Below are 25,923 nucleotides of genomic sequence, written 5' to 3' on the forward strand. Positions count from 1 at the left end.
TATGATTATGCCTCTATAGTCGAGCTATTGCGGCAACCCCTACACCTAGCTGATAGAATATCTGCGTAGCTGTACTCCAGAGCGTCAAATTGTCCAAATGCGAAGCATCCATTGGAACAACAATGGTGTCACCTGCCTCAAGCTCTGTGTCATGGTTAACAGCAAACCAAGAGTTTCTGTTGGGTATAAACACAGCCCCATTAGCTTTAATAACATATATTTTTTCAGCGTCTGCACGATCTCTCAACCCACCACTCAAGGTGATATATTCTTCGATCGATGTGCCGGACTTGAATAAATGAGAAGAGCTGTAATTCACCTCTCCAATGATTGAAATGGACTCTCGTTTACCTGGGACATAAAGCGCATCACCATCTTGTAAGACGAGAGAGTCGACTTGTGAAACGATGTTTGGCAAATCGATGATCAGTCTACCCAGTGCTTTAACATTAGCGAGGTCTTTAAGTAACCGGTTGGCATCACTGTAGCTAAGTGAAGAGTTAGCTCCAATTGACTTCTGAAAACTCTTAGCTGCAATATCCTTACGCAATTCATCTGAGAGCCTTGCTAATTGCTTACGCTCTTGTTCCTTTATCGCCTCTCGAGTAAATACTGCGGCTCTGGGTTCTGCATACTCGGTCAATCCGCCAGCACGATTCAGAAGGCTAAACAGTGTCTCTCCCCGCTTAACAATGTACTCCCCGGGGAATACAACTTCTCCCTTCAGGGTGACGCGATAGCTAACCTGCCAATTTGGCTTCATCAATATATTGAGTACATCGCGGCTGTGAATTGAGCTCTCTATACCTTCCGAGGTTAAAGGAACTTTGATATGTGCAACTTGCCCATCACCTTGTTCGCGGGAGATTTCTGCAAACTCAGTATATGCAGACTCTAGTAAGCCTCCAGCTGCAGAGATTGCGTCGCTCGCACTCATATCGTTTGATATGGGGTATATACCAGGAAAACGAACTTGCCCCAAGACTTCGATAATCTGACTCTCTGACGAAGAAGATGACTGATATTCAAGCTGCGCAAGAACAGGCGCGAGTAGAGTCTCCCGACCAAAAACCGTTGGTATATAGCTTTTTTCTTCGATTTCTTGGTTTTCTGTGTTTTCTTCTTTTTCTGCGTCTTTACTATCTTTGTCTGTCTCTTTTTTGTTATCTGCTGACTTATTCTGGATGTCTTGTATATCCTGTTCGAAGGATACCTTGTTCTCAAACTGACGTCGTTTATAAAGATGCCAAAGCTTGACACTCTCCTGCAACTCTTGTTCTTGAGCTGACATTGCCAGATTTTTCAGTGCGCTTTCTTCTTGTTCCTGTGAGTTGAAACGACTAAAAATGAAAACTTCGTCATTTTTTTGTAATGGAATACTTTTAGAGTTAAGGGCGTCGGACAGCGAGAACTGTAGCACTTCGATTTTTCCTAACTGCTTACTCTCTCTGACAATGATTGAGTAGCCCAAATCTGCTTGCGGAAGTAGGTCAGATCTTGGATCTGCTATGTAAGACTTCAACGTAGCACCTTCGAACCATTGGTAGTTGCCTGGTCTGGCAACAGCACCGATCAGAGAGACAGAATCAACAACTTCATCATTAACAGCCTGAACTTTTATTTCATCGCCTCCTTGCGGAGCATATTGGATCTGGTTTTCACTGAAATTGACTGAGATTACAGATTTAACGGCATTATTCAGAACTCTATTGACCTGAACACGCTGTAAGAATGCACCTTCTTTAAAGCCACCAAACATTTGAATTAAAGAACCGGCAGTGTCCCCTTCTTTTAACTCAAAAATAGCCGGGCGCTTGACCTGGCCCTCAACTTTCACTTGCGGTCCAACAGAAGGGATAAAAACCACATCACCAGATTGTAACGTTACGTCTCCACTACTATCCCCTTTTAACAGGAGATCGTACAAATCCATAACCGCAATTGTGTTCCCCTGCCTTTTCACCTCGATATTACGTAGAGAGGCTATTTTGGTAACACCACCACTTGCGAATAGAGCATTAGTCACGCTGGATAAAGGTGAAAGCGTGTAACTGCCTGGGCGATACGCCTCCCCTACGATCAGTACTTGGATACTTCTTAACTCTGCCATTGAAACAAATGCACTAAGGCCAATGGCTTCATTTCTAACTTTCTCAGTAATTACTTGCTTTAATTCTGCATAGGTCAAACCGACTACGCTAACAGGAGTAAACTCAGGTATGCTAAGACGACCTTCACGGTCTACCATAACCATGTGTGTAGCAGATTCTTTTCCGTATAAACTAATCGTAACCGTATCACCGCTGGCTATAACATAGTCATTGGGCACAAGCTGCAACTCAGTTGGTGCAAAGCTGGTTGGTTCACCAGAGAATAGCTCATATCCGAAAGGTTCTAATTCCTCAACTACTGGCTCTAAAGGGTCACGAGGCTCCAGCTCTTCCTCATCAAGCTCTCTTGGAAAAACGCTTGGGCTGCTGGGATTTTGCATTTGAGTTGGGTTGGTTGAAGTTCCACCAGAAATGTCAGATAAATTAATTCCGTATTGCTTTGCCAAAGCCTGCTGTTGGCTTTTTGGCAATTTCTTAAACTGCTCTATCTGTTGCGCGGTAGGTGTAAAAGCGATTGAAACCGCACTAAACACCAGCACAATTGCTGCAAAAATACGTTTAAAAGACATCCGGTTTTGTATCCTGTTTCACGATAGACCAAAAAGATTGCGTATTTTACATAAAAGTGCTGCTATAAAAAAAGGGCTGATCGCCCTTTTTTTGATATATCTTTAGTTAATTATGTTAAAAGCTGTAAACCAAGGTCAAAGAAGTCTCTGTATCCGTGTTTTCTTTACCTTCATCAACTGTTGAGTTATGGGTAATATTGTACGCCACCTTCATTTGCAAAGAGCCATTGATTTTGGTTAACAATGCGGATTCCGAGGTAGTTTTGGTGTTGGTATCGCCATATTCCACCCCTACAACCTGCGTGAAGCGCGCATTATCAGATACCTGCCACTCGAAATCGACTTTCGCGACACCAATCACTTCGCTCTCAGTCGTTCCCGCCAATGGGTTACCATTTTTGTCTAATTCAGTGCTGTCTTCCTGATATTCAAAACGCTTCATACCCGGACCAATTTCAGCATCCAAATACATATTGTCGAGATTCAACAAGCGTAAACCGTAACCAACGGATAAAACCGTTTCGCTGCGATATGCACCGAAGTAGTCTGAATCATAAGCACCATAGATAAACAAATGGCTGTGATCTTCATTTAACTTATAATTCCCCTGCATAGAAACAGAGTATTTTTCGTTGGTACGCTCGCTTACTCGCTCACCATCGTCGTTTTCAATTTCATCTTCTTTGTAAATCCCATCCAGCTTGTACTCATTGCGCCAGTTTTTAAGGTTATGCTTGGCCTTCAGTGCGCCTTTGAGTGTTGTGGTTTCGGTATTACCACTGGTAACAATGGCCCCAACTTCACTGGTGATATCCCAGGTTTTTTGCTCTTTTGGCTTCTTATCAGAAGCTTCTTCTGCAGCTACATTCGAGCTTACAGCTGCCAATACGCACAGAGATAAAAATTGTAATTTCATTGCCTATAAACCTGTCATTAATTTAGTCTTTGTGAAGGTGAACATCCATCTGCGGGAATGGAATTTCGATATTAGCATCGTCTAATGCTAATTTTATATTCTCAACAAGGTCAAAGTAAGTGGGCCAGTAGTCTGATGTTGCAACCCAAGGGCGAACAACAAAATTGACACTTGAGTCTGCCATTTCTAATACAGCAACCGTATATGCTGGCTCTTTCAGGATCCGCGGTTCTTTGTCCAGCACGGATTTTAACACATTTTTTGCCTCACGGAGATCTGCTTCATAGCTCACACCAATCACTAAATCGATACGGCGTGTTTTTTCACGAGAATAGTTAACGATGGCGCCCGACATAATCGCCGAGTTAGGCATAATAATGACTTTGTTATCTGGTGTTCTCAATTCAGTCGAAAAGATTTCGATGCGTTGTACACTGCCCGCTTTTCCTCCGGCCTCGATATAGTCGCCAGACTTAAAGGGACGCAGAATAATGATCAGCACCCCTGAGGCGAAATTCGATAAGGAGCCTTGTAAGGCCAGCCCTATTGCCAGACCAGCGGCACCCAGGATAGCCACAAAGGAGGTTGTTTCTATGCCAACCTGAGACAGTGCCATCAATAGCGTCGCAGCAAACACTATGCTGTAAGCAATATTACCAACAAACGCACCAACCGCCTTATCCACTTTGCGTTTGCTAAACGCTTTTTCTGTCAGGTTTGCTGCAAGCTTTGCCAGCTTCATACCAATAAAGAATATGACCAGGGCCAGCAGCCCCTGAAAAAGGTGGTGTATGATAAGAGATGAGTTATCATCGACCCAATGAACAATCGTTTCCATAGTGACTCCTGTAAGCACTTGAGTGAGATAGCGGGGCGATTTTACCCAGCCAGTATGAATATTAGCTGTACAAGTCGGGGGTTCTCAACGTACTTCTTTAAGATTTTTTAATTTAACCCTTTGCAAAGCCCACGTTTTTATGTATTATGCGCGCCACACCAGCAAAGGTGTTCTTACCTATTATGGCGGCTGTAGCTCAGTTGGTAGAGCCCCGGATTGTGATTCCGGTTGTCGCGAGTTCAAGCCTCGTCAGTCGCCCCACTTTCTCTTATAAACTCAACAATTGTATACCATTAGTTAATTTACTTACATTAATTGTGTTACTTATTCAGAATATGCCGATACAGAGCTTCTTGGCCAGAGTATTCATACTGATGAAACTACGACCGCAAGATAACGTTTAATACTGTTTTCGGTAAGTACAGCGCCAGCCACTTCAGCAGCCCTTTCGTATCCAATAGTCAATTTACTAAAATACCCTTAAGCGTTTTTATCTATAAACTTCATAAAGTTACACTTTATCAACTATACCACACTGTACAGCTCACAAGATGCCGCTTTGGTTACAACCAGGATATTAAGGAGTTTTCTGTATATGTAAGCTGACCTCTAAGTGCGCCTACAACACAAATGAATGGTGTTACTGATAAAGGAGTGACATAAAAAATGCCACCTTTCGGTGGCATTACACACGGGATTATTTCTACTTTACAGATAGAAATTCTGTTTGCTATTTCCAGCTTCTCATCTTGTGGCCTTTTAAGGCATAGAAAAGAATAAACAGATAGCTGGGTAGCATTAAACTGTAAGCGCCCTGAGCACCAAGCCCAGCAACGTTTCCAACACCAATCAACAGAGGCCCTAGCGCGCCACCTGCAATACCCATGATTAACAGGCCAGATGCTGTGCCCGTTAAACGCCCTAAACCATCGAGCGCCAGAGGCCAAATAGCAGGCCAAACCATGGCATTAGCAAACCCTAGCAGAGCAATACACAGGAGTGGATCTGGCAACTGAGGACCGCCAAAGGGTACAAGCAAAATATTTGCCAGGGCTGTCGATTCATTGTCCCCTAAAACTACAGCAAAAACGGTAACAATACCAGCAATTGCAGACATGACGAGTGCATTTTGTTGCGACATAAAACGTGGAATTAATGCAATACCAATTGCATAACCAATCAGCATACAACCCATTGTGTAAGAAGTCATGACCGAGTAATCGGCAATTCCTAACTGTAAAGCATAAGAACCAATGGTATCAGCTGCAATCACTTCTACAGCAACATACAGTGCTATACCAATCACCCCTAATGCCAGGTGAGGATGACTCAAAGCTTCCTTAACTTCACCCTTACTGGTTTGCCCTTCTTCTTCAAAGACCAAATCAGGCAATGGAGAAAACTTGGCAAATGCCGCAAACAGGAATATCAAACCCGCAATAGCCAGGTAAGGTGCGATCAAGCTATTAGCCATCATATCTTTTTGGGCCTGGCTAAGAGATTCTCCTTCATTCACCACTCCACTAACAACCACAGCAGCAAATACAATGGGGACTATTACGCCAGCAGATTTGTTCAGCAAGCCCATGATACAAACACGGACCGCAGCCGAACGCTCAGACCCCATTTTAACAACGTACGGATTGACAGCAGTCTGAAGGACAGTCTGTCCAACTCCTATCATTAACTGTGCAAACAAAAAGATTTCAATCATTTGCATTTTAGCAGCCGGGATATACATCAACGCAGAAAGCGCCATGACAGCACACCCTATCGCCATGCCATTTTTGTATCCAACTCGTTTTATCAGCATGGCTGAGGGGATACCAGCAACCGTTACTGCGATGTAAAATGAGGAAATAATGAAAGAGGCCTGTAGCGGGCTCAGTTCCAGCATTTGCTGAAGAAACGGCGTGATTGCGCCATTCAACCAGGTGATACAACCCAATATAAAGAACATTGAGCCGGCAAGTGTCATCGGTAACCAGACACTTTGCTTTTCGAGGTCATCTTTTTCCACTGTCGCTTCCATAAAACTCTTCTTGTTGCTAATTAAGATTAATACAGGTCGGATTAAAACGAATTAAAAGTAATCCGGATTATTATATTCTGTGCTATCTGCCTTTATGAACGCATCCTCAAACCGGTGGTTCAACTATCTAAAATCAAAATGACAGCGCTGACATTTAACTTTACGTTAAAATTTGGCCTTTTTCTAGTTAGTTTTGTAATCAAATGTCTTCAATCTGGGGAAAGCACTTGGCCTTCCCCGAGATGACGTCGCCAGGTGACTAGTCTAACTCAGTGGTGCGGCTAAACTTTTTATCGCCTAAACGGGTACGTAATAATATGCTACCGGGCTGGCTAACACTCATCGGAGCTGTGTAAGTTTGCCAGTTATTGCCATTATCAAGGCTCACTTCAATAGTTGAGTACGGGAATGCACTGTTTGCATAAAGCTGACCATCAATGATTTTAGCGCCCGGCACCGGGAGATTCATATTAACACCGGCCTTGTCCAGCTTAGTCAGTTCTTTTAATGCCAGTGCTCCGGAAAAACCATACCAGTCCTGAGCGAAGCGTTTCTTATCAAGGCGCTCCCCTTCCCAACCCGCTTTATGCCAGGCACGCTCAGCCATGGCAAGTAAGCGTGGAAAGACCATCGCCTGCATCTGGTCTTCAGTGCGAATCGTTTCACTCCAGACCTGCCCCTGAATACCGAGAATATTTTCCGGCTTTTCAAGCTCGGGTAGCGGACGCCCAACCAGGGCTTCTAAGTTTTCAATGACCTCTCCACTGCGGGTAAAATCAGCGTTGGCGTAGACATCATCAGGCATGTAACTGAAAGTCTTCTTGCTGTCCGTGTAGCGGGCTGCCCAATAGTAACCGCGTTCAGCCGGGTGTGGCTCATAAGGGTGGTCAAAGTACAAGTGCGTACCATGAGACAGCACTACCTGGTAGCCATCATTGGCAAGTCGATGCGCCCTGTCAGCGACGCCCCACTCCCAGATATTATCCCAGACATTGGCGGTAAAGACCTCATTGGGAAATGCATCGCGGTTAAACGGGTTGACCTTGTCATACATCAGGCCATCTTCCCACGCGCCCGGTGCAATTCCTCGTTTTGCCAGTAAAGTTGCAACTCGCTGGGTAAAATAGGGTTTGAGGTCGGTCGGACCAGCAATGCCATTGTTAGGATCGGCAAATAATGCCTGACACACGGGCGAGTCTACCCAGGAGCCAGCCCCAACTTCGTCACCACCAAAATGCAGATTTGTAAGGCGCGTGCCGGCTTCACGATACATACCTTGCAACTCATAGGTGACCTTTTCAATAAATGCATAAGTCGAGTCCTGACAGACGTTCATAGAGTTATCGGTATAATTCTGTACTGTGATGTACTTTGAGGTGTCTTGAGGATCGCTGAGCAGATAAGCTTTTGCCTGTTCCGGTTTGCCCGCTTCCATCAGAGTATGATAGCGCGCTTCCATTGCCTTGATAGATGCACGGGCATGGCCCGGACCTTCGATCTCAGGAATGATCTGAACATGACGCGCCTTGGCAAACTTGAGTAGTTCAACAAATTCATCCCGGGTCAGATACCCATTGCCCGATCCCGATTTATGCGGGCCAGTACCAAGCTGAGTCAGTAAACACTCTCGCTCCTGTAAGTCAAAGCAGCGATAGCCGCCAATATCCGTCAGCTCTGGTAAGCCAGGGATCTCAAGTCGCCAGCCTTCATCTTCAGAAAAGTGCCAGTGAAACTTGTTCAGTTTGTAACGGCCCATCTGCTCGACCAATTTGAACAGCGCCTCTTTGCCATGATAGTTACGGCCGTTGTCATAGTGCATGCCACGCCAGCCAAAACGCGGGGCATCTTTAATCTCTACATTAGGCACCTGTATCTGGCCTTGTTGATCGGCCGGAAATAGCGCGAGCAAACTCTGAATACCGTAAAACACCCCGGCATTGTCATGGCCGGTGATCACAATTTTATCGTCGTCTACTTCCAGCTGATAGCCCTCACTGCCGAGGTCGGTCAGGTCCGCTACTTGCAGATAGATTGTTCTGGTTTTGCCGGCACTGATATGATCCGGTTGTGCTTCCAATGTCAGACCATAATCGGCCAAATCTTCCTGAAATACGGCGGCTTCACTTTTTAATCTGCCCGCATAACGGATCTGCCACTGACTGGACAAGTTTGCATAGCCTCGGTTGAAATCAACATCCATCGGCTTCGGGATAATACGTTTCAGCGCGTCTTCGCGAGACAGCTTACCGGTCTGCTGGTTTTGCTCATAACGCCATGCCGCGGTCGCGCGAGGAGATAAGTCTTTTGGTTCGGCGTGACGATCCAGTTGGTTATCACGCACAATCGGTGCGACAAAGTCCAGCATGTTTTCGCTGTCTGTATTGGCGAACACGGCCGGTTTGGTATTACCACTGACCATAAATGCCCGAGGCATAAAATCTGTATAAGCGGCTATCCATGCGGCGGCCTCATAAGGAATGGTCAACGTTTCGCCAGGCTTTAACCCGGCAAAATCCTTAGTTGGCACCAAACGGTGTAAGTCGCCATTCACATGCTCAAACTTCAATCCACTTGCCTGCTCAGTGGCCACTTTTCGGATTGAATGAAAGTAGATCTGCCAGTCGCTTTCGCCAGCTGGTAGCGCTATCTTTGAGTTATTTTGTAAGGTGATAGAAGCCAGAAAGCTGCTGCTGCCATTGTGATGATTGCTTTCTACCGCAAATGTAAAGGTGGTGTTGTCAGTAAAGGTTTGCAGTTGCGAACTATCCCAGGCAGCTTTTGCCATCATCGGGACTAAAAGCGTGGCCGCGATGGCCCGGGTGAGCAGTTTTTTCTGTATTTTCATTCCGGCTCCTTAACCTGCGCTGAGCGCAAACTTCAAATTGTTGTAAATACCATCATATAGAAGAAAAAATGACAGCGCTATCAATTTTTCCTTACAAGATCTCTATCGTCTTTTTTATCAGATAGTTAATACAAAAAAGCCGCCAGTGACTGGCGGCCATGATAGCAGTAAACACTTACCAGATTTTGACCCGCTCTTGCGGTTTAAGATACATTTTGTCGCCTTCTTTGACATCAAACGCATCGTAAAACGCTGGCATATTGGGCAGTACACCAATAACACGATAGTGACTCGGTGAGTGCGAATCTGTCATCAAACGATTACGCAGCTCTTCATCACGGTAGTTTCGGCGCCAGATCTGCGCCCATCCCATGAAGAAGCGTTGCTCACCAGTATAACCATCGATTACCGGGGCCGGTTTGCCTTGCAGAGACAGCTGATACGCCTTAAGCGCCACACTTAAACCGCCAAGGTCACCAATGTTTTCGCCTAATGTTAGCTCACCGTTTACATTGGCATCTTCAAAAGGCTGATACTGGTTATATTGCTCAACCAGCTTTTGGCTGCGCGCCTGAAACTGAGCCAGATCTTGCTCACTCCACCAGTTGCGTAAGTTGCCATCGCCATCATACTTAGCACCCTGATCGTCAAATCCATGGCCCAGTTCATGACCTATGACGGCACCAATAGCACCATAGTTAACGGCATCATCGGCTTCCAGGTTAAAGAAAGGCGGCTGGAGGATAGCTGCAGGGAAAACAATTTCGTTATTGACTGGGTTGTAGTAAGCATTGACTGTCTGTGGCGTCATAAACCATTCGCTGCGGTCAACTGGCTTGTCAACTTTGCCGACCATGTCCTGATAGGCCCACTCATTGTAGCGAACATAGTTGCCAACCAGATCATCGGCACTGATCTCTAACCCTGAATAGTCTCGCCACTTGTCCGGATAACCAATCTTAGGTGTGAACTTGCTGAGTTTAACCTTAGCAGCCTGCTTGGTTTCTGCGCTCATCCACTCCAATTCATTGATTGACTGCTCAAACCCTTTGATCAAGTTATCTACCAGCTCACCCATGCGAGCTTTGGCTTCTGGCGGAAAATACTCTTTAACATAGATCTTACCCAACAGCTCGCCCAGCACATCATTACTGGCGTTCACGGCCTTTTTCCATACCGGTGCCTGCTCTTCCAGCCCGCGCAATGTCTTGCCGTAGAAGTTAAACTTCAGATCTACCGCCGTTTTGTGCAGCAGCTGTGCATAATCACTGGCAAAGTGAAAGGTCAGATAATCGCGCCAGGCAGCCACATCTGTTTTACCAATTAGGTCTGATAACCCTTGCAGGTAGCTAGGCTGAGTCACGACTAGCTCATTCGTAGTCAGGCCAAACGCTTTCAGATAAGCCGCCATGTCGAAATGTGGCAACTGTGCATTGAGCGTATCAACCTGAAATTTATTGTAGGTTTTATCCGCATCGCGACTTTCAACCCGTGACCACTGTATTTCAGCCATCGCAGTTTCAAGTGCCATGATATGCTTCGCCGCCTGCTCTGCACGAGGTTGATCATAGCCCATCACCTGCATCAGACGCTCAATATATTGACTATATTCAGCACGAATTCGTGTGAACTTTTCCGTATCCTGAAGGTAAAAATCCCGGTCCGGCAGCCCTAAACCCGATTGCCATAAATAAAGCGTATTCATGGTGGAGTTTTTGGCATCATTATTCGCATACCAGCTCAATGGGGTTGTACCGCCCTGGAATAAGGCACGAGCAAATAACGCAGGCAGCTCAGATTTACTTTGTAATGCCTGAAAAGGGGCGAGGTAAGATTGCAGTGGTGTAGTGCCTAATTCTTCACGTGCCAATTCATCGGTGTAGCTGCGATAGAAATCACCCAGTTTGGCCTCGTCTGAACCAGGCTTGGCTTGATCGTTACTGGCTGCCTGCTCCAGGGTTTTACGCAACGCTTTTTGTGATGCGTCGTACAGCTCAGTAAACGAACCATAATTTGACTTGTCCGCCGGTATTTCAGTGCGTGCTAACCACTTACCGTTCACATGGTAATAGAAATCATCCTGTGCCCGTACGGCACTATCGATATTGTCCAGTGCTACCCCAGAGTTCAGAGTACTCTTTGCTTGCATCACTTCGGCTTGCGAGTCTGTATTCACCTGGTCGCTGCACCCTGTCAGACCCAGCGCAACCGCAACCGCTGCGGCAATGACTGCTATTTTTTTCATTTTTATAATCCTTACTAGTAAATTTGCTCAACGATCGCTGTTACTGCTGCACATCATATTGTTGCGCCAGTGCGTCAAGAATAGCCACATTGGCTGCGGGAAAAGCCAGCTGCTTTAATCCACTCCAGCTAACCCACTGGCTGGGTTGCCCCTCTAACCCTGTTGCTTGTCCCGAAAAATCTTCGACCTTATGCACTTCCAGTTTAACCTGTTTGTCGCCATAGTCATGTTCAATTGTCAGTAAATGTTCAGAACCATGGACATCAATACCAATTTCTTCTTTCAACTCTCTGGCCAATGCCTGAGTCACGCTTTCCTGCGCTTCAATTTTGCCACCGGGAAACTCCCATAAGCCGCCCTGATGTTGCTCCTTAGCCCGCTTACATACAAAAAACTGTGCATCCCGAATAATGACACCCACAGCTACATTCACCACTTTTTTCGTCATATCTAACTCAAATAATCTGTTTTTCTGAGATAAAAAAAGCGACACAAGGTCGCTTTTTCTTCATGTTGCTCAACTTAGGATAGTTTACCGCAACACTGCTTATATTTTTTGCCTGACTTACACGGGCATGGCTCATTACGGCCAACTTTAGGCTCAGTGCGCGCCGCTACCGCAGCACCTTGAGGCGCTTCTCCACCAACCGGTGCAGATTCTTCATGCTGATACTGGCGCGGAGCCTGCTCGCTGCGACGATGTTGCTCTTCTACTTTTTCAACATCTTCTTCAGCACGTACCTGCACTTTACTCAGTACACCAACCACGTCCACTTTAAGGTTTTCAAGCATTTCCGAGAACAGCTCAAACGACTCTCGCTTGTATTCCTGTTTCGGGTTTTTCTGTGCATAACCACGCAGGTGAATCCCCTGGCGTAAGTGGTCCATTGCAGCAAGGTGATCTTTCCAATGCTGATCCAGACTTTGCAGCATAACCGCCTTTTCGAACTGACGCAGTACCTGAGCACCCACCATCTCTTCTTTTTGCTTGTAAGCCGTCTCAATCTCCTCGCCGATACGCTCACGCAAACGCTCTTCGTATAGTTTATTATCTTCCTCAAGCCATTTGGCAATCGGTAATTCAACCATAAAGTCGTTCTTCAGACGTTCTTCGAGGCCAGGGATATCCCACATTTCTGCCAGACTCTGCGGTGGAATGTATTGATCAATGGCAGCATTGATCACATCGCCACGGATAGCAGAAATAGTTTCTGAAATGTCGCCCTCTTCCAATAGCTCGTTACGCTGCTCATACACGACGCGGCGCTGGTCGTTAGCCACATCATCGTATTCAAGTAACTGCTTACGAATATCAAAGTTACGTGCTTCTACTTTACGCTGCGCATTTTCAATGGCACGGTTAACCCAAGGGTGCTCAATCGCTTCGCCGCGTTGCATACCGAGTTTACGCATCATATTGGTCATGCGTTCACCAGCGAAAATACGCATTAGCGCATCGTCCATTGACAAGTAGAAACGGCTTGAACCCGCATCCCCCTGACGACCTGAACGACCGCGTAGCTGATTATCGATACGACGAGATTCATGACGTTCAGTACCGATAATATGCAGACCACCCGCTTCTAGTACATCATCATGGCGTTTCTGCCACTGCGCTTTAATTTCATCAATCTGCGCATCGCTTGGGTTGTCCAGCTTAGACACGTCATTCTGCCAGTTACCACCCAGCATAATGTCCGTACCACGACCTGCCATGTTAGTGGCAATCGTCACTTTACCCGGTAAGCCTGCATCTGCAATGATATCCGCTTCCTGAGCGTGGAATTTCGCATTCAGTACATTGTGCTCAATTTTTTCTTTGCGCAGGAAGTGTGACAAATACTCTGAGCTTTCGATTGAAATGGTACCCACCAGTACTGGCTGACCGCGTTTTTGACAGTCGCGGATATCGGCCAGAATGGCTTCAAATTTTTCGTCCTGGGTCAGATAAACCAGATCGGCACGATCATCACGGATCATCGGTTTGTTGGTCGGAATAACCACGGTATCCAGTCCGTAGATTGACTGAAATTCAAACGCCTCGGTATCGGCAGTACCTGTCATCCCCGCCAGTTTGTCGTACAAACGGAAATAGTTCTGGAAGGTGATGGAGGCCAGCGTCTGGTTTTCATTCTGAATGCGGACATTTTCTTTGGCTTCCACCGCCTGGTGCAGGCCTTCTGACCAGCGACGCCCTTCCATCGTACGACCCGTGTGCTCATCAACAATGATGACTTCATTGTCTTTGACAACATAGTCGACATCTTTCTGATATAGCTTGTGTGCACGCAGTGCTGCATAAACGTGGCTCAGCAGGGTAATGTTACCCGCTGAATAAAGTGAATCGCCTTCTTCAATCAGGCCATTTTTAACTAACAACTCTTCAACTTTAACCTGACCACGCTCGGTCAGGTGCACTTGCTTGCTCTTTTCGTCGAGCGTGAAGTCGCCATCGCCTTCAACCCCTTCTTCGTCTTCTTTCTCCTGCAGGATCAGCTCAGGTACTATAGTATTGATCTTAGTGTATAGCTCGGAGCTGTCTTCTGCCGGACCAGAAATAATAAGAGGTGTACGGGCTTCATCAATCAGAATGGAGTCGACTTCATCCACGACAGCATAATGCAATGGACGCTGAACACGTTCTTCAATACTGAACGCCATATTGTCGCGCAAATAGTCAAATCCGAATTCGTTGTTGGTACCATAAGTGATATCGGCTGCGTAAGCTTCTTTTTTCTGAGCAGGCATCATGCCCGGCACGTTACAACCAACGGTGAGGCCCAAAAACTCAAACAGTGGGCGGTTATTTTCGGCATCACGCTTCGCAAGGTAGTCGTTCACGGTGATCACGTGCACACCTTTGCCTGTCAAACCATTTAAGTAAGCCGGAAGTGTCGCGGTCAGAGTTTTACCTTCACCGGTACGCATTTCAGAAATACGGCCCTGATGCAGGACAATACCACCGATCATTTGTACGTCAAAGTGACGCATTCCAAACACCCGTGTCGATGCTTCACGCACTGTGGCAAAAGCTTCCGGCAGCATGTCATCCAGGCTGGTACCTTGCTCAAATCTTTGTCTGAATTCCGCGGTTTTAGCTTGCAGTTCTTCGTCTGATAGCGCCTTATATTGTTCTTCTAGGGCATTGATCAGGGCGACCGATTTTCTCAGATTTTTAATCATTCGGTCGTTGCGGCTACCAAAAATCTTGGTAAAAATTTTCGTTATCATGTTTAAACCATTTCACTCATCTATTTGCGAGCACCTATATGGGTAACGCGGTTGTCACGCTCGCTCGTCCTGTTGGCGACAAAGTCGGACCTTGCTGTGTGCCGGGTTAAATTTGTGCCCTATCATACCAGACTATGCGCGTCTGCAAACCATCAAAAAGTAATCTGTTCCTATTTAATCATACAAGGCAGGGAAACACACCCGAACCACTTAATGGCAGCTGGTGATATCGACTTCCAAATACAGAAAGTAGGTAAGGTTTTTGACGTACTGCTCCTATATATTGAGGCAATAGATGCGTATTTCAAGCATAATCTGTTTCGTGTACACGTGTCTACTATCTGTCACGGTATGCACACGTTATACTTGTACATGAAAGAGCGAAACACCAGTAAGGTAGGCGTTGTGGGTGGGTATTATGAGTAAAAATCGGTTTGACCCCAAGCCGCTTGGCGAGCTGGCCGGTGGCTGGTCAGATAAACTAAGTGGCTACATGCAAAAAGCGCAGGGGATCACTGAGCTGCAGCAGCCTCTGCAAAACGCATTGGGCCCTGTTCTTAGTAAAAAGTGTCGTGTTGCCAACTATCAGGAAGGGACTTTATATGTTGAGGCCGCTTCGGCGACATTAGCAACTCGGTTAAATTACCTGAAAATGGAAATCCTCAGTAGCTTCCGCGCGGCAGGCTACCATGACTGTTGCCAGGTTAAAATTGGTACTAACCCCGAAGCACAACAGCGGCTCACCAAACCTCAGAATCAGATTAAGACACCAAATTCGAGCTATTCAGGGCGTCAAATGAGCGAACAAACTGCAGGTGATTTAATGGCACTCGCAGAACATGCTCCAGCCGGGCTCAAAGAAAAACTACTGCGACTGGCAAAACATGGCAGGCAAAAAAAATGACGCACTCAGCGTCATTTTTCATCTAATACTTTTATTCAGGCAGTGACTAAAGACGTATCTACGTCCATGCCTGGTGCTGGCATAGTCACTGGCTCATCGAATGTTGCCCATTCCCAAGCAGATTCTGACGCCATGATCTCACGCAGTAGCTTATTGTTAAGGCCATGACCTGATTTGAAACACGTGATCTTACCCAGAATATTGTGCCCTGCCATAAACATGTCACCCACACAATCCAGGATCTTATGCTTCACAAACTCATCTTTATAGCGCAACCCGTTCGGGTTCAAAACCTTGAACTCGTCCAAAACAACAGCATTATCCATACTGCCACCCAGAGCAAGATTGTTTGCATGCATATACTCGATGTCTTTCATGAAACCGAATGTACGCGCGCGGCTGATCTCTTCTGTAAAGCTCTGTGCGGTAATGTCCAGGCCAATACGCTGACGACTGGCGTTAATTGCCGGATGGTTGAACGCAATCTCAAAGTCGATGTGGAAACCGTCATAAGGCTCAATTTCAGCCCATTTGTCGCCGTCTTCCACACGCACTTTTTCTTTGATGCGAATAAAGCGCTTTGCCTGATTCTGCTCTGCAATACCGCCTTTTTGCAGCAAGTAGATGAAAGGTAATGCACTACCGTCCATAATCGGTACTTCTGCACTATCCAGCTCAACGATTAGGTTATCAATACCCAGTGCCGCAACGGCCGCAATTAAATGCTCCGTTGTTGACAGACGAACACCATCTTTATTGGTCAAACAAGTACACAATTGCGTGTCGCCCACAGCTTCGGGGGTTGTTTCAAAATCGACAACCGGGTCGAGATCTACGCGACGAAATACGATCCCCGTATTTACGCTCGCAGGTCGGAGAGTGATCGTGACCTTTTCACCTTTGTGTAATCCTACACCTGTGGCTTTAACGACTTCAGCAATCGTTCGTTGTTTTATCATAGGTTCGTCCGCTTCTGACTGGTTAATGACTAATTAGACCGCGAATTCTACCATAGATAGAAGGCGCTGCCAATCGTTTGTTTTTTAACCTGACGTTAATCAGATTGTTTGCGCAAAAACGCAGGGATATCAAAGTAATCCCCTTTTTCCTTACCACTTGAGCTATTCGACGACGCAGGTGTACTCGCCGGCTTAGGCTCTGACGTTGTGACGCTGTTTTGCTCAGGTTCACTACTTTCACCTGTGGTTTGCGTAAAGCTAGGGACAAACATATTCTGCCCTTTACCACCTTCGCTGTCAGAACCGACCGCCCTTTTGAGGCCATTGTCAACAATGCCAAATTGAGGTCTACGCTCGCCACCAAGGCCAGTTGCGACCACAGTCACACGCAGCTCTTCACTCATCTCTGGGTCGATAACAGCACCAACCACCACAGTTGCATTTTCAGACGCCAATGCTTTCACATGGTTCCCCACAATCTCAAACTCTTCAATTGTGATGTCCATGCCAGCCGTAATGTTAACCAAAATACCTTTAGCACCAGTTAAATCAACATCTTCAAGCAATGGGCTGGAAATCGCAGCTTCTGCCGCTTCCTGTGCCCGATCTGGACCACTGGCCGCCGCTGTGCCCATCATTGCCGTACCCATCGCCGACATAACAGTGCGCACATCCGCAAAGTCTACATTGATCAAACCAGAACGCGTGATCAATTCGGCAATACCCTGTACCGCGCCGTACAATACGTCGTTTGCTTTAGCGAAGGCATCTAATAATGTAGTACCTTTACCTAAAACTTTAAGTAACTTGTTGTTAGGAATTGTGATAAGAGAATCTACAATTTCTGACAACTCGCCAATTCCCTGATCGGCTGCTGCCATACGCTTTTTGCCTTCCAAATCGAAAGGACGCGTCACCACTGCTACAGTCAGGATGCCTAACTCTTTGGCTACACGCGCAACAACTGGCGCCGCACCTGTGCCTGTTCCACCACCCATACCGGCAGCGATAAACACCATGTCTGCCCCTTCAAGGCTAGCTTTGATGGCATCGACATCTTCTTCTGCTGCGCTACGACCAACTTCCGGGTTTGCACCGGCGCCTAACCCTTGAGTGATCTGCGTACCCAGCTGTACAGTGACATCGGCTGAGGACTTGCGCAATGCCTGCGCATCGGTGTTCGCTACGATGAAGCGAACGCCTTCAATTTCCTGCTTTACCATATGCTCTACAGCGTTACCACCGCCGCCACCGACGCCGATGACTTTAATAACGGCTTCTTCACCGTGTTGTTCCATAATATCAAACATCTTCACTCTCCGACTTGAGCTTAAAACTCACCTTGGAACCATTTAGTGATCCGGTTCCACCAACCATCTTCGGCATCCGCTTTCGTCCTGTGTGCATTTTTGACTTGCAGCGTTCGGCCGTATTGTAACAAACCTACCGCTGTTGCGTATGCCGGATCATCAACATAATCGGTTAACCCTGTTATCCCTACAGGCTTACCAACACGAACGGGCATCTGAAAAATGTCTTCCGCCACTTCCAGTGCACCTTTCATTTTCGCACTGCCGCCGGTAAGTACAATCCCCGCGGCAATTTGATCTTCAAATCCAGACCGACGTATCTCTTCAAGTACGAGCTCAAACAGTTCTCTAAATCTGGGCTCAACAACCTCAGATAAGGTGTGTCGAGACATAATCCGCGCAGGTCTTCCTCCTACGCTGGGTACTTCAATCGTTTCTTCGTTGCTGGCCATCTGGCTGCTCGCATAGGCATATTGTACCTTTAGCGATTCAGCGTGAGAAATAGGGGTGCGGAAAATTTTTGCAATATCCCCAGTTACCTGATTGCCAGCAACCGGAATAACGGCGGTATGGCGCAATGCACCATTGACGTAGATGGCAATGTCCATGGTACCACCACCAATATCAACAACCGCCACGCCCAGCTCTTTTTCGTCTTCAGTCAACACTGAATAACAAGAGGCCAGAGCCGTAAAGGTCAACTGATCGACCTGTAACCCACAACGCTCAACACACTTTTCGATGTTTTTCGCCATGTCGTTTGAACAGGTAATGATATGCGCCTTGGCTTCCATTCGCACACCGCTCATTCCCAGTGGATTCTTAATGCCTTCTTGCATATCCACGCTATATTCCTGGGGCAGCGAATGCAGCATTTTACGCTCTGCTGACATTGGTACCGAGCGTGCGATATGGATCACATTGGCAATGTCATCATCTGTGATCTCTGCATTATTATTAATCGCAACAACGCCGCTTTCATTCTGACACTGAATGTGCTTACCAGAAATACCGAGATACACGGAGCTGATCCGGCAATCCGCCATCAGCTCAGCTTCGTCAACAGCACGCTTGATAGAATCAGACACCAGATTGAGGTCGTTGACACCTCCTTTATCCATACCATGGGCAACCTGATTTCCGACCCCCACGATGCTCAGCTGGTTGTCTGCGGTGATCTCCCCAACCGTTGCAACCACTTTAGAAGTGCCCACATCCAGTCCAATCACTAAGTTTCTCTCTGCTGACTTGGTCATGCTTTACTCTTATCTTTATTGTCTTCGTTCTGGCTGAACTTCCAGCTAACCGCCAGTCCCGTATCATACCTCAGGTCAATCGCATCTACCTGAGCGCCCTCAGGCTTTTCCAGCCTTGGGTAAACATCTATAAACCTCTGAACACGCTGTGCTTTATCTTCACGGCCCAGATTAAGTCGAATGCCGTTGTCCAGCCATAACTGCCAGGCAAATCGCTCTGAAAGTGCCAGACTGACCAGATTAAACCGATTTACAGCCAGCATTTCTTTTAATTGTACAAACGTCTGCCAGGCTTCTACTTCACTGCCTTCGGGGCCGTATAGCTCTGGTAGCGTCTCTGGCAGTCGAGTGCTGTTGGCCTGAAACACACCGCCAGCACTATTTAACAACAGGTCACTATTCCAATAAGCAACCGGTTTATGTTCAACCACATATACCTGCAAGGCATCTGGCCATTGCTTCCTGACCGAGACGGTCGCCACCCAAGGCAAAGCTTGTACCTGATCGTGTACTGCCTTTACATCGAGTTCAAAGAAACTCGATAGATCCGCTTTTCGGATCGCTGCCACAATGTCTCTTTCCGCCGTGTAATAGGGCTGCCCAAGTACCGTCAGGGTCTTGATTTGGGTATCTCTGTGTTGAGTCAACCAGTCACGAGCCCACAAGCCAGTTTGCACCAGACCAATTAGCACAATCAGGAAAAAACCCACACCAAAAACCAATGACCAGTTGACACTGTGTTTTAGAGCAGCGATTTTTCCCAAAAGAGCACGCATATTAAAGGGTTTGCTCCAAAATGCGAATAACTAATTGCTTAAATGACAACCCATTTTGCTTTGCAGCCATAGGGACCAAAGATTTTTCCGTCATTCCCGGTACCGTATTCACTTCCAGCAGATAAAACTGACCATTGCCATCTTGCATGGCATCTACCCGACCCCAGCCTGTTGCGCCAACCAGCTCAAATGCATGTTTGGCCATCACCTGCAACTGCTCGGTATGCGCCGCACTGATATCTGCCGGACAATAGTATTCTGTGCTATTGGCCTGATACTTTGCCTGATAATCATAAAATCCCCGAGGTGTGCGCATTTCAATTACAGGGAGTGCCTCTTCTGCAAGCATAGCAACGGTAAACTCTCTGCCTTCAATCCACTGCTCAACAAGCACTTCATCATCATATTTAAATGCTTCATTAAGTGCATCCTGCAGCTCCTGCGCCGACGTCGCCTGAGTCATACCAATACTGGAGCCCTCGTGACTTGGCTTAACCATAACTTTGCCAAATTCAGCCATGAGTACGCAGGTATCGATATCCTGAGATGCTTTGACCACACAGTAGCGCGCCGTACTCAACTTGGCAGATTCAAACAATTGTTTGCAACGGATCTTATCCATCGCCAGGGCACTACCAAGCACACCACTACCAGTGTAAGGTAACCCCATAAATTCAAGTGCACCTTGCACTGTACCATCTTCACCACCTCGGCCATGCAAAGCGATAAATACCCTGTCAACCTTGAGACTTTTCAACTCCCACAGGTTGCGCTCAGCAGGGTCAAATGGCACGACTTCTACCCCAGCCTCTTCAAGCGCATTGATAATTGCCTGACCAGACTTCAGCGATACTTCGCGCTCGGCTGAGTGCCCCCCCAGCAGTACAGCAACTTTGCCAAACTCACTCATAATGCACCTTGTTTTAATTTTTCGACCGACAACTCTGTCGCTGCCAGTTGCTTGACGATTTGCCCAATGTTGCCGGCTCCCTGAGTGATCACCAGATCATTGTCACGCAATACATCCGCCAGTACGGCCTGCAAATCCTGACCATCTGCGACATGAATTGGTTCAACACCACGCTGACGCAGGCTGCGGCAAAGGCTCTTGCTGTCAGCTCCGACGATAGGGTTTTCACCCGCACTATATACATCTAATAACAACAATTGATCGACTTCACTGAGGACTTTCACAAAGTCCTCATAGAGATCACGGGTACGGGTATAGCGATGTGGCTGGTAAAGCATAACCAAACGTTTATCAGGCCACCCGGCTCGCGCCGCACGGATAGTTACAGCCACTTCCGAAGGATGATGGCCATAATCATCAACCAACATGACTTCACCACGCTCATTTTGGAAACAACCATAGTGCTGAAAGCGACGCCCAATTCCTGCAAATTTTTCCAGCGCCGCTAAAATAGCGTCGTTACCTATGTCATGGTCTTTCGCCACGGCTATAGCCGCGGTCGCATTGAGTGCGTTGTGCTTGCCAGGCATGCTGAGTGTTACTTCTAGCTGTTCGCCAGATTTATGCACCACTTTAAATCGGCTCTGGCTCTGCGTTTGTTCAAAATCTACCATGCGGTAATCCGCTTCAGGGTTTTCCCCGTACGTGATAGCAGGGCGAGCAAAGCGAGGTATCAGTTCTTTTGCCACATCAGAGTCGGTACACACCACAGCTAAACCATAGAAAGGCAGGTTATGGATAAACTCAACATAAGTGTCTTTCATCTTTTCAAAGTCGCCGTCATAGGTGTCCATATGATCGGCTTCAATATTTGTTATCACCGAGACCATCGGCTGCAAATGTAAAAATGAAGCATCACTTTCGTCTGCTTCTGCAATCAGATAATCGCTACTCCCCACCTTGGCATTACTGCCCGCACTGTTTAGCAAACCACCAATAATAAAAGTTGGGTCTAATCTCGCCTCGGCAAAAATACTGGCGATCAAGCTGGTTGTCGTGGTTTTACCATGAGTTCCGGCCACTGCGATACCATGACGAAAACGCATTAGTTCAGCCAACATCTCGGCGCGTCTGACGACAGGTACCCGAGCACGTTTCGCTGCCACAATCTCTGGATTGCTGGTATCAATGGCACTGGAAACCACGACTACATCGGCATCTTTAATATTATTTTCATCATGGCCAATGAACACCTCAGCCCCTGCGCGGATAAGACGTTCCGTCATCGCATTCTGAGCAATGTCAGAGCCAGTAATTCGGTACCCTTCAAAAGCCAGCACCTCTGCAATACCGCCCATACCAGCACCACCTATGCCAATGAAGTGGATGGTATTTATGCGTCTCATGGCTCTGCGTCTATTTATTTCTTTCACTGTTTTCTCTTTTAATTCGTTACTTCTTCGCATATGACTGCCACTGACTGAGTTGCTGACAGCTGCGCACAGGCTTTAGCTTTATTTGCTTTGTCCCAGATTAATGCCTGATCGCGACAGTACGGGAGTAAAGTGTCACACAAATGCTGCGCAGATAAGTCCGACTGGGGAACCAACAGCGCCGCCGACTCATCCACTAAAAATCGCGCATTAGCAGTCTGATGGTCGTCTACCGCATGAGGTAAAGGCACAAAGATGGCCATCTTACCTGCCGCGGCAATCTCACTTACAGTCAGCGCCCCTGCACGACAAATCACCACATCAGCCCAGTCGTAGGCCTTATCCATATCATCGATAAATTCCGCCACATTGGCCTGTAAATCGTAGCGCTGATAGTCTGCCTCAAGGCCGACATGGTTACCTTTACCACTTTGATGCCAAATCCGGATATCACCGGAAGTCGCCTTGCGCAGGAGTGCCATGGCTTCAGGCACAGTGTCATTGAGCACTTTCGCCCCCAGCGAACCACCAACAACCAGCACATTGATCGAGGTACCCGGCTGTTTCGGCTTGAGCTGTGCCACACTTGCACGCACCGGGTTACCGACAACATCATGGTCACACTCGGCAAAAGCCTGCGGGAATGCCGCTAATACTCTGTTAGCAATCCGAGCAAGTAGTTTATTACTCAATCCAGCCACGGCATTTTGTTCATGAATTACCAGCGGCACTCCAGCTAATTTTGCTGCCAGCCCTACCGGACCTGTAACATATCCTCCCATGGCGAGGACCACATCCGGGCGTCGGTTACGAATGATAGCTTTGGCAGCAAAGATGGCTTTTATCACCATCCAGGGTGCCGCCAGCAATCGCTTAAATCCATTGCCACGCACCCCTTTTACTTCTATAAAATCGATTTCAATGTCATGCGCAGGCACAACTTGCGCTTCCATTCTGTCAGCAGTGCCCACCCATGATATCAGCCAACCCTGAGCTGCTAACGCTTTAGCCACTGCAATACCCGGAAAGATATGACCGCCCGTTCCACCGGCGACGACAAGTAACCGTTTGGTCATTTTTTACCTCCACGGGAAGTGGCCTGTCGCGTCGACAGTTTGGTTTCAAAATCAATGCGCTGCAATAAACCTGCGGCGATCGTCATAATCAATAAGCTAGAACCGCCATAGGATATGAAAGGTAACGTTAATCCTTTGGTGGGTAGCATTCCTGCACTCGCCCCAACATTCACTACAGTTTGAAAGGCAAACCAGATACCTATGCCCAGCGCCAGATAACCTTCGTATTCTTTGCCCGCTTTCAACGCTTTTTGTCCGATAAGCAACGCTCTGAACACCAATGTTGCAAGCGTCATCAATACACAAATCACACCAATAAAACCAAGTTCTTCAGCTACAACCGCGAAGATAAAGTCATTATGGGCCTCAGGTAAATACTGTAACTTTTGTACACTATTACCCAGTCCCTGGCCGAGCCAGCCCCCCTGACCATATGCCATCAGCGACTGGACCAACTGATATCCTTTACCGAAAGGATCTTCCCAGGGCTCCAGAAAACCAACTACCCGAGCCATTCGATAAGGCTCAAAAATAATCAACATCACAACCAGCAAAACCCCGGTCAGCATCAGAGCAAAAAACTGCCAGAGTTTTGCTCCTGCCAAAAATAGCAAACCGACCGTTGTAACAAACATCACCACCACGGTACCTAGGTCCGGCTGCATCAGAATTAAAAATGCGTAGACCGCAAATACAATAATAGGTTTTGCAAACCCTTTAAGGTTTTCCTGCACTTCGTCGCGCTTGCGCACCAGATAACCGGCAATGTAGCTAAAGAAGAAGAGTTTCGCAGCTTCAGCCACCTGGAAACCTATCGGCCCAACGGGCAACCAGCGTTTTGAACCATTTACTTCACGCCCGACAACCAGTACAACAGCCAGTAACACCAGCCCCAGCAACAGCAGGTAGGGATTGAAGCGCTTCCACCAGGTCATCGGCACTGTGGTACTGAGCCAGAACAACACCAATGCCATTACCAGGAACATGCCATGGCGCGTCACTATGTGATACGGGTTATCGTACAAGCGTTCTGCTACAGGCATAGAAGCACTGGTCACCATCACAAAGCCAATTCCGACCAGACATAACATGGCATACAGCAGCGGAACGTCGAACAACGAATCCGAAGGGGTCGGGGTAAAAGAGCGCCGCAGAGCGGTCATACTCAGCATGCTTGCCCCTCAACCAGTCGGCAGAATTCTTCGCCTCGGGCCATATAATTGGCATACATGTCAATGCTCGCACACGCAGGCGCCAGTAACACCAGGTCCCCAGGCGTGGCCTGTTGAGCTGCCAGCGCTACCGCTTCACTCAGATTGTTGACCATCTGACTTTTAGGATGCAAAGGCATGAAATCCGCGCCATCTTTACCAAAGCAAAAGATGGTTTTGCAGTAGTGTTGTAAAGGCAGCTTGAGTGGAGACAGGTCTGCGCCTTTGGCATCACCACCAACGATCAACAGGATCTGCCCCTGCTCACCGGCCAGACTTTCCAACGCTGCTACTGTCGCACCAACATTGGTTGCCTTGGAGTCATTAAAATAACGAACCCCTTTTACATCGGCAACCAACTGACAGCGATGCGGTAACCCTTTGAATGCTCTAAATGCCCTGATGAAAGCACTCTCTGGCAAAGACAAAGGAGACAAGAGCGCCATCACAGCCAGGGCATTAAACTGATTATGTTTACCAGGCATGGCAAGCTCATCAACCGAGCACAGTTTTTTGCCATTAAGCGAAAAATAGCTCAGTCCATCCTCTTCTATTAAACAGCATGCAGCCCCCTCAAGCGCCACACTTAATGCATTGTCGTGGGGCAGATAGGTGCGTGCATCTTCGGCGTTGTATACAAGACAGTCGACTTGCTGATAAATGCGTAATTTTGCTTCGCAGTAGGCGGCAAAATCCGGATATCTGTCCATGTGATCTTCAGTGATGTTAAGGATCATCGCACTCATACAATGCAAACTGTGGGTGGTTTCGAGCTGAAAACTCGACAGCTCCAGCACAAATACATCAAAGTCTTGCTCCAGAAGATCCAACACAGAGGTACCAATGTTCCCTCCTAAACCAACCTTAAGACCTGCTTGCTGACATACCTCAGCAGCCAGGCTTACAACAGTTGATTTACCGTTCGAGCCTGTCACAGCAACCACTGGCTTTTCATTCAGACGTGCAAATAACTCCACGTCACCAATAACTTCAACGCCGGCAGCGATGGCCTGAGCAACACAGGTCTCATATAAAGGTACACCCGGGCTTATCACGACCAGATCAGTGGCACTCAGTGCCGCCTCTGCTAGGGGGCCAAACACAGCTTCGCACTCTGGCAAATTATGATTCATCCAGTCGGCCCCGGGAGGCACAGGTCGTGAGTCAACTACCTTAGGGGTAATCCCATGGCGTACTAAAAAACGAACTATGCCCAGACCAGTAACACCCAGTCCGAGCACAGTAATATGTTTATTTTTTAAGGTGTCTAAATAACCCATATCATGACCTTAGTGTACGGC

General features: G+C 47.3%; 18 protein-coding genes and 1 tRNA gene. 2 read left to right on the plus strand and 17 right to left on the minus strand.

Translation table 11 applies throughout. The features are described from left to right. Positions 1-13 precede the first annotated feature (13 nt). From ELR70_RS22520 to ELR70_RS22530, 3 genes are all read right to left on the minus strand, one after another. Positions 14-2,680 carry an SLBB domain-containing protein gene (locus tag ELR70_RS22520; RefSeq protein WP_054014798.1) on the minus strand — a complete coding sequence of 889 codons (2,667 nt, stop codon included), beginning with the start codon at positions 2,678-2,680 and terminating at the stop codon, positions 14-16. Positions 2,681-2,795: 115 nt separating this feature from the next. Then, entirely contained in the window at positions 2,796-3,596 is an 801-nt protein-coding gene (locus tag ELR70_RS22525) for a DUF481 domain-containing protein (protein ID WP_054014799.1), read from the minus strand. A 22-nt stretch (positions 3,597-3,618) separates the two neighbouring features. After that, positions 3,619-4,434 (minus strand): mechanosensitive ion channel domain-containing protein, encoded by an 816-nt coding sequence (locus ELR70_RS22530; RefSeq protein WP_054014800.1) that lies wholly within the window; start codon positions 4,432-4,434, stop codon positions 3,619-3,621. A gap of 185 nt (positions 4,435-4,619) precedes the next feature. On the opposite strand from ELR70_RS22530, the gene ELR70_RS22535 reads away from it, so the two are divergent. Continuing rightward, positions 4,620-4,695 (plus strand) — tRNA-His (locus ELR70_RS22535). 469 nt (positions 4,696-5,164) lie between these two features. Here ELR70_RS22535 and ELR70_RS22540 read toward each other — a convergent pair. From ELR70_RS22540 to secA, 5 genes are all read right to left on the minus strand, one after another. Continuing rightward, positions 5,165-6,466 (minus strand): sugar MFS transporter, encoded by a 1,302-nt coding sequence (locus ELR70_RS22540; RefSeq protein ID WP_054014801.1) that lies wholly within the window; start codon positions 6,464-6,466, stop codon positions 5,165-5,167. A gap of 259 nt (positions 6,467-6,725) precedes the next feature. After that, entirely contained in the window at positions 6,726-9,311 is a 2,586-nt protein-coding gene (locus tag ELR70_RS22545) for a family 20 glycosylhydrolase (RefSeq protein ID WP_054014802.1), read from the minus strand. A 175-nt stretch (positions 9,312-9,486) separates the two neighbouring features. Then, positions 9,487-11,556: a M13 family metallopeptidase gene (locus ELR70_RS22550; RefSeq protein WP_054014803.1), complete on the minus strand. Its 2,070-nt coding sequence runs from the start codon at positions 11,554-11,556 to the stop codon at positions 9,487-9,489. A 40-nt stretch (positions 11,557-11,596) separates the two neighbouring features. Continuing rightward, a complete protein-coding gene (mutT, locus tag ELR70_RS22555; RefSeq protein ID WP_054014987.1) occupies positions 11,597-12,004 on the minus strand; it encodes an 8-oxo-dGTP diphosphatase MutT in 408 nt (135 codons plus the stop codon). 74 nt (positions 12,005-12,078) lie between these two features. Then, positions 12,079-14,787: a preprotein translocase subunit SecA gene (gene secA / locus ELR70_RS22560; protein ID WP_054014804.1), complete on the minus strand. Its 2,709-nt coding sequence runs from the start codon at positions 14,785-14,787 to the stop codon at positions 12,079-12,081. Between the two features lie 418 nt (positions 14,788-15,205). Here secA and ELR70_RS22565 point away from each other — a divergent pair, with 418 nt between their 5' ends. Then, a complete protein-coding gene (locus ELR70_RS22565; protein ID WP_054014806.1) occupies positions 15,206-15,691 on the plus strand; it encodes a DUF721 domain-containing protein in 486 nt (161 codons plus the stop codon). A gap of 35 nt (positions 15,692-15,726) precedes the next feature. Here ELR70_RS22565 and lpxC read toward each other — a convergent pair whose 3' ends face one another. The 9 genes from lpxC to murD all read right to left on the minus strand — a co-directional run bounded on the left by lpxC (position 15,727) and on the right by murD (position 25,902). Then, a complete protein-coding gene (gene lpxC / locus ELR70_RS22570; protein ID WP_054014807.1) occupies positions 15,727-16,650 on the minus strand; it encodes a UDP-3-O-acyl-N-acetylglucosamine deacetylase in 924 nt (307 codons plus the stop codon). A gap of 95 nt (positions 16,651-16,745) precedes the next feature. Further along, positions 16,746-17,960, minus strand: a complete 1,215-nt coding sequence (ftsZ, locus tag ELR70_RS22575) for a cell division protein FtsZ (protein WP_054014808.1) — start codon at positions 17,958-17,960, stop codon at positions 16,746-16,748. A 20-nt stretch (positions 17,961-17,980) separates the two neighbouring features. Further along, the gene (gene ftsA, locus ELR70_RS22580; RefSeq protein ID WP_049863436.1) at positions 17,981-19,216 is read right to left on the minus strand and encodes a cell division protein FtsA; all 1,236 of its coding nucleotides are present in this window, start codon (positions 19,214-19,216) and stop codon (positions 17,981-17,983) included. Next, on the minus strand, positions 19,213-19,992 hold the full coding sequence (locus tag ELR70_RS22585) for a cell division protein FtsQ/DivIB (protein ID WP_054014809.1): 780 nt from the start codon (positions 19,990-19,992) through the stop codon (positions 19,213-19,215). Before ELR70_RS22585 ends, ftsA begins: the two co-directional genes overlap by 4 nt. Position 19,993: 1 nt before the next feature. Beyond that, entirely contained in the window at positions 19,994-20,902 is a 909-nt protein-coding gene (locus ELR70_RS22590) for a D-alanine--D-alanine ligase (protein WP_054014810.1), read from the minus strand. Next, a complete protein-coding gene (murC, locus tag ELR70_RS22595; RefSeq protein ID WP_054014811.1) occupies positions 20,899-22,368 on the minus strand; it encodes a UDP-N-acetylmuramate--L-alanine ligase in 1,470 nt (489 codons plus the stop codon). The genes ELR70_RS22590 and murC overlap by 4 nt, the downstream gene beginning before the upstream one ends. Beyond that, entirely contained in the window at positions 22,347-23,411 is a 1,065-nt protein-coding gene (gene murG, locus ELR70_RS22600; RefSeq protein WP_054014812.1) for an undecaprenyldiphospho-muramoylpentapeptide beta-N-acetylglucosaminyltransferase, read from the minus strand. Before murG ends, murC begins: the two co-directional genes overlap by 22 nt. Further along, positions 23,408-24,583, minus strand: a complete 1,176-nt coding sequence (gene ftsW / locus ELR70_RS22605; RefSeq protein ID WP_054014813.1) for a cell division protein FtsW — start codon at positions 24,581-24,583, stop codon at positions 23,408-23,410. The genes murG and ftsW overlap by 4 nt, the downstream gene beginning before the upstream one ends. Next, positions 24,577-25,902: a UDP-N-acetylmuramoyl-L-alanine--D-glutamate ligase gene (murD, locus tag ELR70_RS22610; RefSeq protein ID WP_054014814.1), complete on the minus strand. Its 1,326-nt coding sequence runs from the start codon at positions 25,900-25,902 to the stop codon at positions 24,577-24,579. Before murD ends, ftsW begins: the two co-directional genes overlap by 7 nt. Between the last annotated feature and the right edge of the window lie 21 nt (positions 25,903-25,923).

It is taken from the genome of Pseudoalteromonas sp. R3, from assembly GCF_004014715.1.
GTDB lineage: Bacteria > Pseudomonadota > Gammaproteobacteria > Enterobacterales > Alteromonadaceae > Pseudoalteromonas.